The organism is Aquitalea sp. ASV15, assembly GCF_016429115.1.
GTDB lineage: Bacteria > Pseudomonadota > Gammaproteobacteria > Burkholderiales > Chromobacteriaceae > Aquitalea > Aquitalea magnusonii.
Genome location: NZ_JAELTZ010000050.1, coordinates 1 through 15,640 on the forward strand (window position 1 = coordinate 1; position 15,640 = coordinate 15,640).

General features: G+C 62.5%; 16 protein-coding genes. 9 read left to right on the forward strand and 7 right to left on the reverse strand.

Translation table 11 applies throughout. From position 1 onward, the window contains the following. The 7 genes from JHD64_RS17405 to JHD64_RS17435 all read left to right on the forward strand — a co-directional run. Positions 1-533, forward strand: a 533-nt coding sequence (locus JHD64_RS17405; protein WP_199054526.1) for an amidohydrolase family protein, incomplete at its 5' end; no start/stop codon positions are given. Positions 534-691: 158 nt separating this feature from the next. Continuing rightward, positions 692-1,375 carry a 4-carboxy-4-hydroxy-2-oxoadipate aldolase/oxaloacetate decarboxylase gene (ligK, locus tag JHD64_RS17410; protein ID WP_159877412.1) on the forward strand — a complete coding sequence of 228 codons (684 nt, stop codon included), beginning with the start codon at positions 692-694 and terminating at the stop codon, positions 1,373-1,375. Between the two features lie 10 nt (positions 1,376-1,385). After that, complete coding sequence (locus JHD64_RS17415; RefSeq protein ID WP_199054528.1) at positions 1,386-2,318, forward strand: amidohydrolase family protein; 933 nt, start codon at positions 1,386-1,388, stop codon at positions 2,316-2,318. Positions 2,319-2,327: 9 nt separating this feature from the next. Then, complete coding sequence (gene ligA / locus JHD64_RS17420) at positions 2,328-2,771, forward strand: protocatechuate 4,5-dioxygenase subunit alpha (protein WP_199054530.1); 444 nt, start codon at positions 2,328-2,330, stop codon at positions 2,769-2,771. A gap of 1 nt (position 2,772) precedes the next feature. Continuing rightward, complete coding sequence (locus JHD64_RS17425) at positions 2,773-3,654, forward strand: class III extradiol dioxygenase subunit beta (protein WP_199054532.1); 882 nt, start codon at positions 2,773-2,775, stop codon at positions 3,652-3,654. Between the two features lie 12 nt (positions 3,655-3,666). Next, positions 3,667-4,614, forward strand: a complete 948-nt coding sequence (locus JHD64_RS17430) for a Gfo/Idh/MocA family oxidoreductase (RefSeq protein WP_199054534.1) — start codon at positions 3,667-3,669, stop codon at positions 4,612-4,614. A gap of 237 nt (positions 4,615-4,851) precedes the next feature. Beyond that, on the forward strand, positions 4,852-5,859 hold the full coding sequence (locus tag JHD64_RS17435) for an aldo/keto reductase (RefSeq protein ID WP_199054539.1): 1,008 nt from the start codon (positions 4,852-4,854) through the stop codon (positions 5,857-5,859). A gap of 211 nt (positions 5,860-6,070) precedes the next feature. On the opposite strand, the gene JHD64_RS17440 is transcribed toward JHD64_RS17435, so the two are convergent. Then, complete coding sequence (locus JHD64_RS17440) at positions 6,071-6,913, reverse strand: class III extradiol dioxygenase family protein (protein ID WP_199054540.1); 843 nt, start codon at positions 6,911-6,913, stop codon at positions 6,071-6,073. A gap of 2 nt (positions 6,914-6,915) precedes the next feature. Beyond that, positions 6,916-7,266 (reverse strand): protocatechuate 4,5-dioxygenase subunit alpha, encoded by a 351-nt coding sequence (locus tag JHD64_RS17445; RefSeq protein ID WP_199054541.1) that lies wholly within the window; start codon positions 7,264-7,266, stop codon positions 6,916-6,918. A gap of 84 nt (positions 7,267-7,350) precedes the next feature. Between JHD64_RS17445 and JHD64_RS17450 the strand changes: the two genes are divergently transcribed. Continuing rightward, a complete protein-coding gene (locus JHD64_RS17450; RefSeq protein WP_199054543.1) occupies positions 7,351-8,268 on the forward strand; it encodes a LysR family transcriptional regulator in 918 nt (305 codons plus the stop codon). Between the two features lie 135 nt (positions 8,269-8,403). On the opposite strand, the gene JHD64_RS17455 is transcribed toward JHD64_RS17450, so the two are convergent. The 3 genes from JHD64_RS17455 to JHD64_RS17465 form a co-directional block, all read right to left on the reverse strand. Continuing rightward, complete coding sequence (locus JHD64_RS17455; RefSeq protein ID WP_199054545.1) at positions 8,404-9,267, reverse strand: sugar phosphate isomerase/epimerase; 864 nt, start codon at positions 9,265-9,267, stop codon at positions 8,404-8,406. Between the two features lies 1 nt (position 9,268). Further along, positions 9,269-10,102: a 4-hydroxyphenylpyruvate dioxygenase family protein gene (locus JHD64_RS17460; protein ID WP_199054547.1), complete on the reverse strand. Its 834-nt coding sequence runs from the start codon at positions 10,100-10,102 to the stop codon at positions 9,269-9,271. Between the two features lie 62 nt (positions 10,103-10,164). Then, on the reverse strand, positions 10,165-11,028 hold the full coding sequence (locus JHD64_RS17465) for a shikimate dehydrogenase (RefSeq protein WP_199054549.1): 864 nt from the start codon (positions 11,026-11,028) through the stop codon (positions 10,165-10,167). A gap of 234 nt (positions 11,029-11,262) precedes the next feature. On the opposite strand from JHD64_RS17465, the gene JHD64_RS17470 reads away from it, so the two are divergent. Next, a complete protein-coding gene (locus tag JHD64_RS17470) occupies positions 11,263-13,188 on the forward strand; it encodes a bifunctional sugar phosphate isomerase/epimerase/4-hydroxyphenylpyruvate dioxygenase family protein (RefSeq protein WP_199054551.1) in 1,926 nt (641 codons plus the stop codon). A gap of 73 nt (positions 13,189-13,261) precedes the next feature. Here the strand turns inward: JHD64_RS17470 and JHD64_RS17475 are convergent, their stop codons facing one another. Both JHD64_RS17475 and JHD64_RS17480 read right to left on the reverse strand, forming a co-directional pair. Further along, positions 13,262-13,888 (reverse strand): NIPSNAP family protein, encoded by a 627-nt coding sequence (locus tag JHD64_RS17475; protein WP_199054553.1) that lies wholly within the window; start codon positions 13,886-13,888, stop codon positions 13,262-13,264. Positions 13,889-13,909: 21 nt separating this feature from the next. Then, positions 13,910-15,634 carry an FAD-dependent oxidoreductase gene (locus tag JHD64_RS17480; protein WP_199054556.1) on the reverse strand — a complete coding sequence of 575 codons (1,725 nt, stop codon included), beginning with the start codon at positions 15,632-15,634 and terminating at the stop codon, positions 13,910-13,912. Positions 15,635-15,640: the final 6 nt, after the last annotated feature.

The window sequence follows — 15,640 nt, forward strand, 5'->3', positions numbered from 1 at the left end:
ACGAAAAAATGGTGGAGTACGACATCCCGGCCATGGTGCATGTGTCCACCAGCTGCAACTGCGCCTTCCACACCACCGGCGCGCATTATCTGAACGCAGACACCACCGCCTTCATGCAATGCCTGACCTCCGACCTGTTTACTGACTTCCCCACGCTGCGCTTTGTCATTCCGCACGGTGGTGGCGCGGTGCCCTACCACTGGGGCCGCTTCCGCGGGCTGGCGCAGGAAATGAAAAAGCCGCTGCTCAAGGACCACCTGCTCAACAACATCTTCTTTGACACCTGCGTCTACCACCAGCCCGGCATCGACCTGCTGACCAAGGTCATTCCGGTGGACAACGTGTTGTTTGCCAGCGAAATGATCGGTGCGGTACGCGGCATCGACCCGGAAACCGGCCACTACTACGACGACACCAAGCGCTACATCGAAGCGGCAGCGCTGACGGATGCCGAACGGCAGCAAATCTTTGAAGGCAATGCCCGACGCGTGTATCCGCGACTGGATGCCGCCCTCAAGGCCAAGGGCCTGTAAGGCTGGCAAAAGCTCTGCTCCTGCGTTGCGCCGCCTTGCCGTACCACACGTACGGTCTGCGGCGGCGCGCCTTGACCCAGGGCTTTTGCGGATTTGACCGCATCTCACGTGCGCCATGCGCCACGCGATGGATAAAACAGATCAGGAAAGACCACACCATGTACGAACTCGGAGTCGTTTACCGCAACATCACCCGCGCCGACCGTGCCGCTGCCGATGCACTGGCCGCGCTGGGCTCGGCCACCGTGCACGAAGCCATGGGCCGCGTCGGGCTGCTCAAGCCCTATATGCGCCCCATCTTTGCCGGCAAGCAGGTGTCCGGCACCGCCGTCACTGTGCTGCTGCAACCGGGCGACAACTGGATGCTGCACGTGGCGGCAGAGCAAATTCAGCCGGGAGACATCGTGGTGGCAGGTGTTACCTCGGAATGCACCGACGGCTACTTTGGCGACCTGCTAGCCACCAGCTTCCAGGCACGCGGCGCGCGGGCGCTGATCATCGATGCCGGCGTGCGCGACGTCAAAACCCTGCAGGAAATGGACTTCCCGGTGTGGAGCCGCGCCATCAGCAGCAAAGGCACCATCAAGGCCACGCTGGGCTCGGTGAATATCCCGGTAGTGTGCGCCGGCATGCTGGTGCATCCGGGTGACGTCATCGTGGCGGACGACGACGGCGTGGTGTGCGTACCGGCAGCGCGTGCGGTGGAAACGCTGGCGGCGGCGCAAAAGCGCGAATCATTCGAAGGCGAAAAACGCGCCAAGCTGGCTTCCGGCGTGCTGGGCCTGGACATGTACGCAATGCGCGAGCCGCTGGCCAAGGCCGGTCTGCGTTATATCGACTGAGGACGACAGCATGACTAAACCCGTGAGTGGCGACTTCAGCAAAACCGCAGGCTGGCTGGACTGGTTTGACGGCCCGGCCAAACCGGCCTTCACCCTGCCGGCCGGTGCGGTGGATGCCCACTGTCACGTATTCGGCCCCGGCGCGGAATTCCCCTATGCGCCGGAACGCAAATACACCCCGTGTGACGCCAGCAAGGCTGATCTGTTTGCCCTGCGCGACCATCTGGGCTTTGCCCGCAATGTGATTGTGCAGGCCACCTGCCACGGTGCCGACAATCGCGCCATGGTGGATGCCTGCCGCGCCAGCAAGGGCAAGGCGCGTGGTGTGGCTACTGTCAAACGCTCGGTTACCGACGAGGAGCTGCAAAGCCTGCACGATGCCGGTGTACGCGGCGTGCGCTTCAACTTCGTCAAGCGGCTGGTGGATTTCACCCCCAAGGACGAGCTGATGGAGATTGCCAGCCGCATCGCCAAACTGGGCTGGCATATCGTGGTGTATTTCGAAGCGCAGGACCTGCCGGAACTGTGGGATTTCTTCACCAACCTGCCCACCACTGTGGTGGTGGACCACATGGGCCGGCCCGATGTCAGCCTGCCGGTGGACGGGCCGCAGTTTGAATTGTTCGTGAAACTGATGCGCGAACATGACAATATCTGGTCCAAGGTCAGCTGCCCGGAACGCCTGAGCGTGAGCGGCCCCAAGGCGCTGGCTGGCGAACGCCACGCCTATCACGACGTGATTCCGTTTGCCCGCAAGCTGGTGGAAACCTTCCCCGAGCGCGTGCTGTGGGGCACCGACTGGCCGCACCCCAATCTGAAAGACCATATGCCGGACGACGGCCTGCTGGTGGATTTCATCCCCCATATCGCACCGACGCCGGAGTTGCAGCAACAGCTGCTGGTGAAAAATCCCATGCGCCTGTACTGGCCGGAAGAATGCTGAGGAGCCTGCATGGCACTGGACAAACCGTATAAAGACGTGCCCGGCACCATCATTTTCGATGCCGAGCAAAGCCGCCTGGGCTACTGGCTGAACCAGTTTTGCACCAGCCTGATGAAGGCGGAAAACCGCGCCCGCTTTCTGGCTGACGAACGTGCTTATCTGGACGAGTGGCCGATGACGGAAGAGCAGAAGCAGGCGGTGCTGGCGCGCGACCTCAACCGCTGCATGGCGCTTGGCGGCAATATCTACTTCCTGGCGCGCATCGGTGCCACCGATGGCAAGAGTTTCCAGCAGATGGCCGGCTCGATGACCGGCATGAGCGAAGAGGAATACCGCAACATGATGGTGGCTGGTGGCCGCTCGGTGGAAGGCAATCGCTACATCGGTGAAGACGGCGACGCCCAGCCGCACCGCCAGCCGCAAGGCGCGGGCAGCAAGAAAGAAGGCAACTGATATGGCACGCATCACCGCATCCGTTTATACCTCGCACGTGCCGGCCATCGGCGTGGCCATGGACCTGCACAAGACGCAGGAAGACTACTGGCAGCCGCTGTTTGCCGGTTATGACTTCTCCAAGCAATGGATGAAGGACAACAAGCCGGACGTGATTTTCCTGGTGTACAACGACCACGCCACCGCCTTCAGCCTGGACATGATTCCCACCTTCGCCATTGGCACGGCGGCCGAGTACAAACCGGCCGATGAAGGCTGGGGCGCGCGTCCGGTACCGGTGGTGAAAGGGCATCCCGAGCTGGCCAGCCATATTGCGCAAAGCGTCATCCAGCAGGACTTCGACCTCACCATCGTCAACAAGATGGACGTGGACCACGGCCTGACCGTGCCGCTGTCGCTGATGTGCGGCGAGCTGGACCCGGTGAAGGACGCCTGGCCCTGCCCGGTGATTCCGTTTGCTGTCAACGTGGTGCAATACCCGGTGCCGTCCGGACAGCGCTGCTTTGCGCTGGGTCAGGCCATCCGCAAGGCGGTGGAGAGCTTTGACGAAGACCTGAACGTACACATCTGGGGCACCGGCGGCATGAGCCACCAGCTGCAGGGTGCACGCGCCGGGCTGATCAACCGCGAGTGGGACAACAACTGGCTGGACCTGATGATCAACGACCCGGTGGCCTGCGCCCAGGTGCCGCATATCGACTATGTGCGTGAAGCCGGCAGCGAAGGCATCGAACTGGTGATGTGGCTGATCGCCCGCGGCGCGATGGCCGACGTGAACAACGGAGAGCGCAGCGGCCCGCTGCCGCATGTGGCGCACCGTTTCTATCATGTCCCGGCTTCCAATACCGCCGTGGGTCACGCCATTCTGGAAAACAAGGAATAAGGAATCCCTGTCATGACAATCAAAGTAGCACTGGCTGGCGCAGGCGCGTTCGGCATCAAGCATCTGGACGGCATCAAGAATATTGCCGATGTGGAAGTGGTATCGCTGATTGGCCGCGACCTGGCCAAAACCCGCGAAGTGGCCGACAAATACGGCGTGGCCCATGTCACGGATGACCTGAACCAAACCCTGGCCATCAAGGAAGTGGACGCTGTCATCCTGTGTACGCCCACCCAGATGCACGCCGGGCAAACCGCCGCCTGCCTTGAGGCTGGCAAGCACGTGCAGGTGGAAATTCCGCTGGCCGACACCCTGGCCGGTGCCGAAGCTGCCGCCGCCTTGCAACAGGAAACAGGCCTGGTGGCCATGTGCGGCCATACCCGCCGCTTCAACCCCAGCCACCAGTGGGTACACAACAAGATTACTGCCGGCGAATTCAACATCCAGCAGATGGATGTGCAAACCTATTTCTTCCGCCGCACCAATATGAACGCGCTGGGCCAGCCGCGCAGCTGGACCGACCATCTGCTGTGGCACCACGCCGCCCACACCGTGGACCTGTTTGCCTATCAGGCTGGCAGCCCCATCGTGAAGGCCAATGCCATCCAGGGGCCGATCCACCCGCAACTGGGCATCGCCATGGACATGTCCATCCAGCTGAAGGCGGCCAACGGTGCCATCTGCACGCTCAGCCTGTCCTTCAACAACGACGGCCCGCTGGGGACCTTCTTCCGTTACATCGGCGACACCGGCACCTACATTGCCCGCTACGACGATCTGGTGAACGGCAAGGAAGAGAAGATCGACGTATCCCATGTTGCCGTGTCGATGAACGGCATCGAGCTGCAAGACCGCGAATTCTTTGCCGCCATCCGTGAAGGCCGCGAGCCCAATTCCAGCCTGCGTCAGGTTCTGCCGTGCTATCAGGTGCTGCATGCGCTGGAGCAGCAACTGGTTTAGAGCCGCTAATAAAAAACCTGGTGCTGTGTTGCGCCTCCTTGCCGTACTTTGTGTACTGTCTGCGTCGGCGCGCCTTGCCCCAGGATGCTTCGCTTTTTTTTATCGGCTCGTGGTTAAGACATTTTTGAAATCCCTTTTGTAAGCGACCCTCCTGAACAAGGCAGTCCGGTTCACCAGAACCGGCTGACCTTGTCTTTTTCTTGCAGGGTCCCCGTCAGACAGTGCAAGGACAGTTCCATGAAACAGCGACAGCTTGGCCCGTTTACCGTTTCTGCCATCGGCCTTGGCTGCATGAATCTCAGTCACGCCTATGGCGTGCCACCGTCTGCCGAGCAGGGCGGCCAGATATTGCTGGCGGCGCTGGATGCAGGCGTCACCCTGTTTGATACCGCCGCGCTGTACGGCTTTGGTGCCAATGAAGAGCTGGTGGGTCGTGTATTAAAGCCTCATCGTCAGCAGATTGTGCTCACCAGCAAGTGCGGCATGACCGGGGTAGAAGGCAAGCGGGTGATCGACGGCAGGCCGGACAGCCTGCGCCAGACCTGCGAGGACAGCCTGCGCCGTCTGCAAACCGATGTGATTGACCTCTACTACCTGCACCGCTGGGACCGGCAAGTGCCGATTGAAGATTCGGTCGGCGCACTGGCTGACCTGGTGGCCGCGGGCAAAATCCGCAGCATCGGCCTGTCCGAGGTTTCCGCTGCCACGCTGGCACGCGCCCAGGCGGTGCACCCGATTGCCGCGGTACAGAGTGAATACTCGCTGTGGACGCGCAATCCGGAAATCGCGCTGCTGGATGCCTGCCGCGAGCTGCAAGTGGCGCTGGTGGCCTTCAGCCCGCTGGGCCGTGGCTTCCTTGCCGGTGGCGTGCGCGACCCGTCCGGCTTTGCCGCCAACGACATCCGCCGCGCCATGCCGCGTTTCCAGGCTGAACACTTTAGCCGCAACCTGCGTCTGTTGGATGCGCTGCAAGGCCTGGCTGCCGAGACCGGCTTTACCCTCTCCCAGCTGGCCATGGGCTGGTTGCTGGCGCAAAGCGAGCAGGTGATTCCGATTCCAGGCACCAGCAATGTGGCGCATCTGCAGGAAAACCTGTCGGCTGACGCGGTGGAACTGAGCATGGAAGTGCTGACCCGGCTGGATGCCATCGTGAATGAAAACACGGTAAGCGGCGCGCGCTACAACGCCGCCACCCAGCAGGAAATCGACACCGAGGAATTTGGCGTTTCTGTCCAGCCAGCCTGATGGCAGGGCAGGAGACCACCGCACTATTGCTTCCATCTGGGGTGTGAACCCATGCCGACAGGGCTTTCCTGTCGGCCTTTTTTTGCCTGTAAAAACAGGACGGGCGGCTGGCTGCGGCAGATAAAAAAAGACCCGGCACAAGGCCGGGTGCTCAGCGAAGGAGGAGAAATGCTGACAACAGTGTGTGGGTTTACTGCAACTGCCCGGTGACTCAGGCAAGCGGTTCCAGCAGCATCACACCGGCTGCTGTGTTGGAGATCGGCAGGTGGTAGGTGTTTTGCAGCGCGCGCACATCGCTCTTGATGGTGGCGCGGGCGGCCAGCCACATCAGCAGCTCGATGCCTTGCGAGCCGGTATGCTCCACCAGTTGTTCCACCGTGTACTGGGTGGCCCACTTGGGCTTGTCCACCAGGCTTTGCATGAATTGCAGGTCGAAGGGCTTGTTGATGAAACCGGCGCGCTCGCCATCCAGCTGGTGCGACAGGCCACCCGTGCCAATCACCACCACGCGGGCGTCGGAATCCCAGTTGCTGATGGCTTCGCCGATGGCCTCGCCCAGCTTGTAGCAGCGGCTGGCCGACGGAATGGGGAACTGCACGGTGTTGATGCACACCGGCACCACCTTGATCGGGCAGGCGCCTTCTTGCGGCCACAGCAGTTTCAGGGGCAGGGTGAAGGCATGGTCCACCAGCATTTCCTGGCAGGTGGTGAGGTCGAATTCCTTGTTCACCAGCTGCTTGATCAGGTGCCAGGACAGTTCGGTATCACCGCTAAACGGCGGCAGGGTGGGAATGCCCCAGCCTTCGTCGGCATTGTGGTATTCCGGCGCGGCACCCACCGAGAAGGTGGGCATCTTGTCCAGGAAGAAATTCAGGCCATGGTCGTTGTACACCACCACGGCGACATCAGGTTTCACTTCGTCCAGCCAGCGGTGGATGGGCGGGAAGGCGTCGAAGAAGGGCTTCCAGTACGGTTCGCTCTGCAGATTGCCGGCAATGGCGCGGCCAATGGCCGGAACGTGGGAGGTCACGATGCTGCCTACGATTTTTGCCATGATTATTGTCCCGCGTTCAGGAGTTTCTGTTTGAATTCGTCTTTGCTCATGCCGGTTTGCTGGGCACCGATGTCCTGCACGTCCAGGCCGAAAATGCCGGCAAACTTGGCCAGGTAGTACACATTGCCGCCAGCGGCCAGCAGTTGCAGCACATTGCGGCTTTGCACTGCGGCCAGTTGCGGCTCAGTCAGGCCGAAGCGGGCGCAGTAGGCGGCTTCGTCGGCCTTGAAGGCGTCGCGGTTGGCCTTGTCGTTGAAGGAAAAGCACATCTTGTTGAGGGCATAACCCTTCTGCGCCTGAATGTCGTCAAACAGGGTGGTTCCCGGAATGGAAACGCGTTGTTGCTCCGCCATCACTTGTTCTCCCTTGTTGATTCTGGTGAGTTCAGTGTCCCTGTTTGTGGTGTGGAGATAAATGCGGTAAACCGGATGGCATACATGAAAAATTTCGATCATTTGCAGCTGGATGGCCGGCTGCTGCAATTACTGCTGACAGTAATGGAAGAACGCTCGGTCACCCGTGCGGCAGAGCGGCTGGACATGACCCAGTCCGCAGTCAGCCATGCGCTGGACAAGCTGCGGCTGATTGTGGATGACCCGCTGTTTGTGAAGTCCGGCCGCGGCATTTCGCCCACGGTAAGAGCCGAGGCGTTGGCCCAGCATGCGCGCAGCCTGCTGGAAGACATGCGCCGCTTTGTCAGTGCCGCCAGTTTTGATCCGGCCCGTTTGCAGCGCACCATCAGCATTGCCGCCAACGATTTGCAACGGGATTTGCTGTTGCCGCGCCTGTTGAACCTGTTGCAGGCCGAAGCACCGGGTGTGTCGTTGCGGGTGTTGCCCTCCGGCATTCCATCGGTGGAGATGCTGCGCAGCGATGAGTGCGACCTGGTGATTACCCCGCGCCCGCCGGATGGCAGCGACATCGTGCAAAAGCGTTTGTTTGCCGACCACTACCGGGTGTTTTACGACGCAGGCTGCCGTGCGGCACCGGCCAGTCTGGACGACTATCTGGAGGCCGAGCACGTTACGGTGGGCTATACGCCGCCGCGCATGCTGGATATTGATGATTTTCTGGCCGGGCAGGGGGTAAGACGGCGCATTGCCGCCTGGCTACCGGGTTTTGCCGGCATCGCGCCTTTTGTGCAGGGCAGTACCCGGCTGGCTACTTTGCCGGGCTTGCTGGCCAGCAACCTGCTGGCGGGGCTGGCCAGCTGTGCGCCGCCGCTCTCTTGCCCGGACATGCCGATGTATCTGGTATGGCACCAGCGCCATCGCCACGACCCGCTGCATATCTGGCTGCGCCAGCGGCTGGAGCAGGTGACGCAGCAGGCACTGGCGGCGCAGCTGCCGGGCTGATACTTCTTCCTGGAAGTGTTTGGAGCGGCTAACAAAATAGCGTAGCGTCCCTGAGGCAAGGCGCGCCGACGCCGACCGTACATAAATGTATGGCAAGGAGGCGCAAGGCTGCAGCAGGGCTTTTGTCAGCCGCGCTTAGCAGCCGCTGTCCTGCAGGCGCTGGCTGACGGTGCGGCACAGCCAGTCCACCGAACGGGCGGCGCGGCTGGCCACGCTGTGCGCGTCCTGGGTGAGGAATTCGTCATTGGCCACTTCAAAGGCGTAATTGCCCTGATAACCGGCCATTTCCAGCCGCACCAGCATGTCCACCACCGCCATGCTGTGCACGCCCTCGCCGGGGAAGGAGCGCTGGTGGCGCGAGATATGCACCATTTCTTCCAAGAGCGGCAGGTAGTCGCTCATGGCATCGGACAACTGCACCAGAAACAGCTTGTGCATGGGGATGCGGTACAGGTCGTCCAGCGGAATGCCACGGGCAAATAGGTGGAAGCTATCCAGCACCAGGCCCACGTTCTGCCGGTTTACCATTTCCACCACCTGCCATGCCGCGTGGTAGTCGTGCACATAGCGGCCCCAGGCCAGCGGCTCGAAGCCGATGCGGATACCCAGCGGCGTGGCCAGTGTGGAGAGCAGGCGCAGATGGGCGGCGGTGGTTTCCAGGTCGCCCACCGCATTGGGCGAGGTGGTGGCCGATACCACCAGCAGCTCGGCGCCCACCTGCTGCATCATGCGCATCATGGTTTTGGCCAGGTCTATCTTGTATTCCAGAAAGCGGCCGCTCATGCCTTCGAAGTCGCGCAGCGCCTCGAAGCCTATCACCTTCATGCCGCTGTGGCGCACGGTGCGCACGGTTTGCGCCAGGCCGCCTTCCTGTTCGCTCATCAAGTCCTGCGCCCACAGGGTGAGGCGGGAGAAACCGGCATCCGCCATGGCTTGCAGCTTGTCTTGCAGCTTGCCCGGCAAGGGGGCGGTGTCAATGGCAAAGCGGGTGGCATCCATGTCAGTTCTCCTTGTCCTTGCTGATGGCAAACTGCAGCAGGGCGGCATGTTCCAGCTGGTGCGCCACCTGCTGTTGTGGTCCGGACAAGTCCAGCCCCTGTTGTTGCAGCTGCTGGCGGGTGAAGGCCACATCGCGGCTGCCCAGCGTGACGCCGGTCATGCCTTCGCTGACACCATGTTCCAGCACGGCTGCTTGCAGGTGCAGGCGGATCTTGCCGCAGGGACTGACCAGCAGGTGGCTGTCTGCCGTATTGGCCGCAGTGGATGGCACAAAGCCGAACAGGTGCTGGTAGAAGTCCTGCCAGTCACCAATGCGCTCAAGCGGTACGCTTTGGGTCAGCAGGCTGATGTGGCTCAGTCCGGCATCGGTCGCGCTGTTGTCGGCGGCCAGTGGCAGGAAATCGACATCGTAAATCGAGTGTTCGCCATAGCGGTCCACCAGATACAGCAGCGAACCACCCACGCCCTGAAATGCCGGAATGTGCAGTTCCATCACTCCGGTGCTCATGTCCACCTCCCATGCCCCCAGCTCGCGCGCGCGCAGGGTGGCGGCACGGGCATCCTTCACCCGCAGCGCAATGGCGCAAATGCTGTGGCCACGCTGCTGGGCATAGTGTTGGGCAAAGCTGTCCGGTTCGGCATTGACGACGAAGTTGATATCGCCCTGACGATATAGCAGCACCTGTTTGGCGCGGTGCCGGGCGGTACAGCGAAAGCCCATGGCTTGCAGCAGCTGGCCCAGGGCATCTGGATCGGTGGTGGCGAATTCGACGAACTCGATGCCGTCCGTAGCCATGGGATTGGGCAGGGGGCTAAAGGGAAGGATGTCGGACATGGGGAACCTGTCTGGTAAGGGCTGCGGGTTCAACAAGGGCTTGCCGGTTCAATCTGTCAGCTTCAGTCAGCCAGCCGGGCAAAGTGCCGGGCCATGCGCTCGGCATCCGGGTTCAGGCCGCTGAACAGGCGGAATGCGCCCGCAGCCTGATACACCACCATGCCGCCGCCATTCATGGTAGCGCAGCCCAGCGCGTTTGCGGCCTTGAGCAGCGCGGTTTCGCGTGGGAAATAAATTACGTCGGTCACCCATAGCGCCGGGTGCAGCCATTCCACCGGTAGCGGTAGGCCAGGGTGGCCCTGCATGCCGATGGGCGTGGCCTGGATCAGGCCGTCGGCTGCTGCCAGGGCAGCGGCAACATCCTCGGCCACCATCACCCGATTCTCACCAAATCGCTGCTTCAATCGCGCCGCCAGTGCGCTGGCGCGGGCGGGGTCGGCATCGTGCAGGGTCAGTTGCTGGCAACCCAGGGTGAGGATGGCGTGTGCCACGGCGGCACCGGCACCGCCGGCACCCAGTTGTACCACGCGCTCGAGCCTGGCCTGTGGCCACTGCTGCTGGAAGGACTGGGCAAAACCCCACCAGTCGGTGTTGTGGCCAATGCGTTTGCCCTCGCGAAACTGCACGGTATTCACTACGCCGATGGCGGCCGCATCGTCCGACAGGCTGTCCAGACAGGCCAGCACCGTCTGCTTGAACGGGTGGGTGATATTGCAGCCGGCATAGCCCACGGTCTGCATGGCGGTCAGCAATGCGTCCAGCGCGGCAGCACCGGTATCCAGCGGCAGGTCGTGTAATTGATACAGGCAGCGCAGACCCTGCTGGCGGGCTTCTTCTTCATGCAATTGTGGCGAGCGCGAGCCCTGGATGCTTTGGCCGATCAGGCCCAGCAGCAAGGTATTGGCTGATGTGGTGGAGGCGGACATAGGGTGTACTTTTTATTTGTGTGCCGCGGCTGGCGGCCTGCACCTCGCATACTGCGTGGGCAGCAAGCGGGATGGCGGGAACAGGGAATGGCTCTGGTGCAGTGAAAATTTTCACGCTAAGATTGAAATGTACCTGTTGGTACGAAATATGTAAACCGGCAGCATCGCCAGACCAGGACTCACACCCAGAGCGGTGCGCCGCCAGCGCCAGTTTCCCCATTGAGGATGACCACCATGCAACACTGTATTGCCACCGTTTCTCTGAGCGGAACCCTACCCGAGAAACTGGAGGCGATTGCCGCTGCCGGCTTTCAGGGCGTAGAAATCTTTGAAAACGACCTGCTGTATTTCGATGGCTCGCCACGTGACGTACGCCGCCTGTGTCAGGAGCTGGGCTTGCAGATCATGCTGTTCCAGCCCTTCCGCGACTTCGAAGGCTGCCGCCGTGACCGGCTGCAACACAATCTGGAGCGGGCCGAGCGCAAGTTCGAGCTGATGCACGAGCTGGGTACCGACCGCATTCTGGTGTGCAGCAATGTGCAGCCGGACGTGATCCGCGATAATGCGGTGCTGGCGGACGACCTGCACCAGCTGGCCGAGCTGGCGGCAAGGCATGAAGTGCTGGTGGGTTACGAGGCACTGGCCTGGGGCCAGCATGTGAATTCCTACCGTCAGGTGTGGGACATCGTCAAAACGGTGGACCACCCTAATCTGGGCGTGATTCTGGACAGCTTCCACACGCTGTCGATCAAGGACGACCTGTCGCGCCTGCCGGAGATTCCGGGCGACAAGATCGTATTTCTGCAACTGGCCGATGCGCCCATCCTGAATATGGACGTGCTGGAGTGGAGCCGCCATTTCCGCTGCTTCCCCGGTCAGGGCGAGTTCGACCTGCCTGCTTTCCTCGGCCCCATCCTGCAAAGCGGCTACCAAGGCCCACTGAGCCTGGAAATCTTCAACGACGGTTTCCGTGCCGCACCCACCGGCGGCACTGCGGCAGATGGCCGCCGCGGCCTGCTGTATCTGGAAGAAAGCACCCGTGCCCAACTGGCCGCCAGTCGCGAAGCCAGCGCCGCCGCCGTGTTGCCGCAGCTGTTTGTGCCTGCACCACAGCCACAGTACAGCGGCGTGGAGTTTCTGGAATTCGCCGTGGACGAGGCAGCCGCCAGCCGGCTGGCGCGCTGGTTCGGCAAGCTGGGCTTTGCCCATGCCGGGCAGCACAAATCCAAGAGCGTCAACCTGTACAGCCAGGGTGACATCAACCTGATTCTGAATTCCGAGCCGGATTCCTTCGCCAACGCCTTCTTCGTGGCGCATGGCCCGTCCTTGTGTGCGTCTGCCTTCCGGGTGAATGACAGCGCCCAGGCGCTGCAACGCGCCAAGCAGTATCGCGCCCGTTCTTTCGAGAGCCGCGTCGGCCCCAACGAGCGGCAGATTCCCGCCGTGCGTGCGCCGGATGGCAGCCTGCAATACCTGGTGGACCCCGGCGCGGACGGCAGCAGCATTTACCAGTCCGACTTCGACATGCTGCCGGGGGCCGCGGCCAAGCCGGGCCTGCTCACCAGCATCGACCACTTCGCGCTGGGCCTGCCAGCGGAAACCATGGATGCCTGGATGCTGTTTTTCCGTGCCGTGTATGGCTTCCAGGCCGAAAACGAACACGTGCTGCCCGACCCCTACGGCCTAGTGAAAAGCCGGGTGCTGCACAGCCCGGATGGCAGCATCCGCATTCCGCTCAATATCTCGGAAAACCGCAATACCGCCATCGCCCGCTCGGTGTCCACCTATCGCGGTTCCGGCGTGCAGCACATTGCCTTTGCCACCGACGACATCTTTGCTGCAGTGGCCGCAGCGCGGGAAAGCGGCCTGCCCTTGCTGGAAATTCCGCGCAATTACTACGACGATCTGGCCGCGCGCTTCGATCTGCCGGATGAATTTGTCGCCAGCCTGGCCGCCGCCAACATCCTGTACGACCGCGATGCCCAAGGCGGTGAAATGCTGCATGTGTACACCGCCCAGTTTGAAGACCGCTTCTTCTTCGAACTGCTGCAACGCCGTGCCGGTTACCAGCAATATGGTGCGGCCAATGTGGCGGTGCGCCTGGCGGCACAGGCGCAGTCACGGGCGCGGCAGAATGCGCGCAGCAACTGGTATGACTAAGAGGGCATGAGCCACAGTGTATGGCAGTAAAAAGGGACACCTGACAGGTGTCCCTTTTTTTATTGCCAGCTGCTTACTTCAGCGGCGACACCGCCGTGGGCAGGGCAATGGTGGAGTGCATGTCGGTGGTGAGCCAGGCCGGGCCACCCTTGGGCGGCCAGATGCCGGCGGCAACTGCTTCGCCACGGATGCGGCTGCGTTCGTCCACGCTGGCATAGGCCCAGATATTGGTAAAACGCAGCGGGCCTTGCAGGGCAAACATGGCTACCAGGCAGGGGGACAGGGCGCTGCGCGGCGGCAGGTATTTCTGCCACAGGTCGATGGTGTGTTGCAGGCCGCCGGTCTTGATGCCGTAGGCACGGATTTCATATACCGGGCCGCTGATGCCGCTTTCGCTGCTGGGGCGCAGCGGGGCCATCCACGGGAAAGCCTGATACGCCTGCCGGTCGATGCTGCTGGCGAGGCTGCCGCAGCCATAGGGGTCGGCGCTCAGGCGGGTGCGTTGCTGTTCGGCTTCCAGTGCCGCCAGGCTGTCAAAGCCGCGCAAGATCAGCAACTGGTTGAGCTGGCCGATATCGCTATACCAGCAGCCCAGCAGTTCGCCGCCGGCGGCGGTGTCGCTGGTATAGGCCTGTACGTTCTGGGCAGCCTGGGCGGTGGTGCCAAAGGGCAGGGTGAGGGTGGCGAGTTCGTAGTACATGGGGTGTCCTTGCTTGTGTGTTCAGAGGGTTGTGTCGGGTTGGCGTCCGGCGGCGTGGTGTGCCGCCAGATAGCCGAAAGTCATGGCCGGGCCCAGGGTGATGCCGCCGCTGGGATAGTGGCCGCCCATCATGCTGTGCATGTCGTTGCCGACCGCATACAGGCCGCTGATGGGCTGGCGGTGTTCATCCAGCACTTGTGCGCTGGCATTGGTGGTCAGCCCGGCAAAGCTGCCCAGGCTGCCGGGGACCAGCTTCACCGCGTAGTACGGCCCGTGTTGCAGCGGAGCCATGCAGGGGTTGGGCCAGGCATTGTCCTTGTCACCCTGTACGCGGTTGTACGGGGTGTCGCCCTTGGCGAAGTCGCTGTCCTGCCCGGCTGCGGCTTGCTGGTTGTAGTGCACCACCTGCTGTTCAAGGGCTACCGGGTCGATGCCGCAACGGCGGGCCAGCTCTTGCAGCGTATTGCCGCGTTGCAGATAGCCATTGCGCAGCCAGCGGCCCAGCGGCATGGGGGCGGGTTTGACCGCGCCAAGGCCGTAGCGGCGGACAAAACGGTGGTCGGCCAGCAGCCAGGCTTCTGCCGGCTGACCTGCCGGGGTGGCACGCAGCAGGGCGGAGACAAAGTCGTGGTAGGAGTCAGCCTCGTTGCAAAAGCGCTGGCCATTGGCGGTAACGGCAATCAGCCCCGGTTTGGCGCGTTCGATCAGGTGCGGAAAGTGGGCGGTGCTGCCATCGGCACGCGGGGCCAGCGATACTGGTGCCAGCGCTATCGGAGACGCCATCTCGCCCATTACGCCGCCAACGGCTTCGCCCAGCCGCAGGCCGTCGCCGGTATTGCTGGCCGGGGCGGCCGACCAGTGTTCCTGCCCGGTGGGGGCATGGTCCAGCAATTGGCGTTTGCGCGCGACATCGTGCGGAAAGCCGCCGCAGGCCAGCACCACGCCACGGCTGCTGTGCACGGTGAGCGGGCCATCCGGCGTGTCCAGCAGCGCACCGCTCACCTTGTCCTGTTCGCGCAGCAACTGGCGCACCGGGCTGGACAGGCGCAGTTCTACCCCGGCTTGCAGTGCCGATGCGGCCAGCGCGGCGGCCAGCGCATTGCCGTTGACCAGTCGCATGCCACGGCCATGCAGCAGGCAGTCGCGCCAGTAGGCCAGCACACGCCGGGTGACATAGGCAAAGGAGGCGAGCGAACGGCTGGCATTGAGAAAATGGCGCAGCTCCACACCGGATGCGATGCCCATGCCCCATAGCGAAATCACGTCCAGTGGCTTTTTCAGCTGATGGATGTGCGCACCCAGCTGGCGGCCATCAAACGGTGCTGCGCATACCGAACGCCCACCGGTGGCGGCCCCGGCACTATGGCCGTGGAAGTCCGGAATCAGGTTGCCGTCGATGAAGCGCAGCAGGCTGTGGCGCTGGAAGAAGTCCACCATGCGCGGCGCGTGCGTGAGGTAAGCATCGGCCAGTGCGGGGTCGAAGTCCTGTCCCAGCTCGCTGTGCAGGTACTGGCGCGGCAGGGCCGGGTCTTCGTCTATCCCGGCGGCAATGGCCAGCGGATTGCGCGGCACCCACAGCCAGCCGCCCGACCAGGCAGTGGTGCCGCCGAATTCGGCTTCTTTCTCCGCCACCACCACCTTCAGCCCCAGCCGGGCGGCGGTGACGGCGCTGGCCAGCCCGCCAGCGCCGCTGCCCACCACCAGCAGGTCGCAATGCAGGGTGTTGGCTTGTGCTTGCGTGTTCACGTTCAA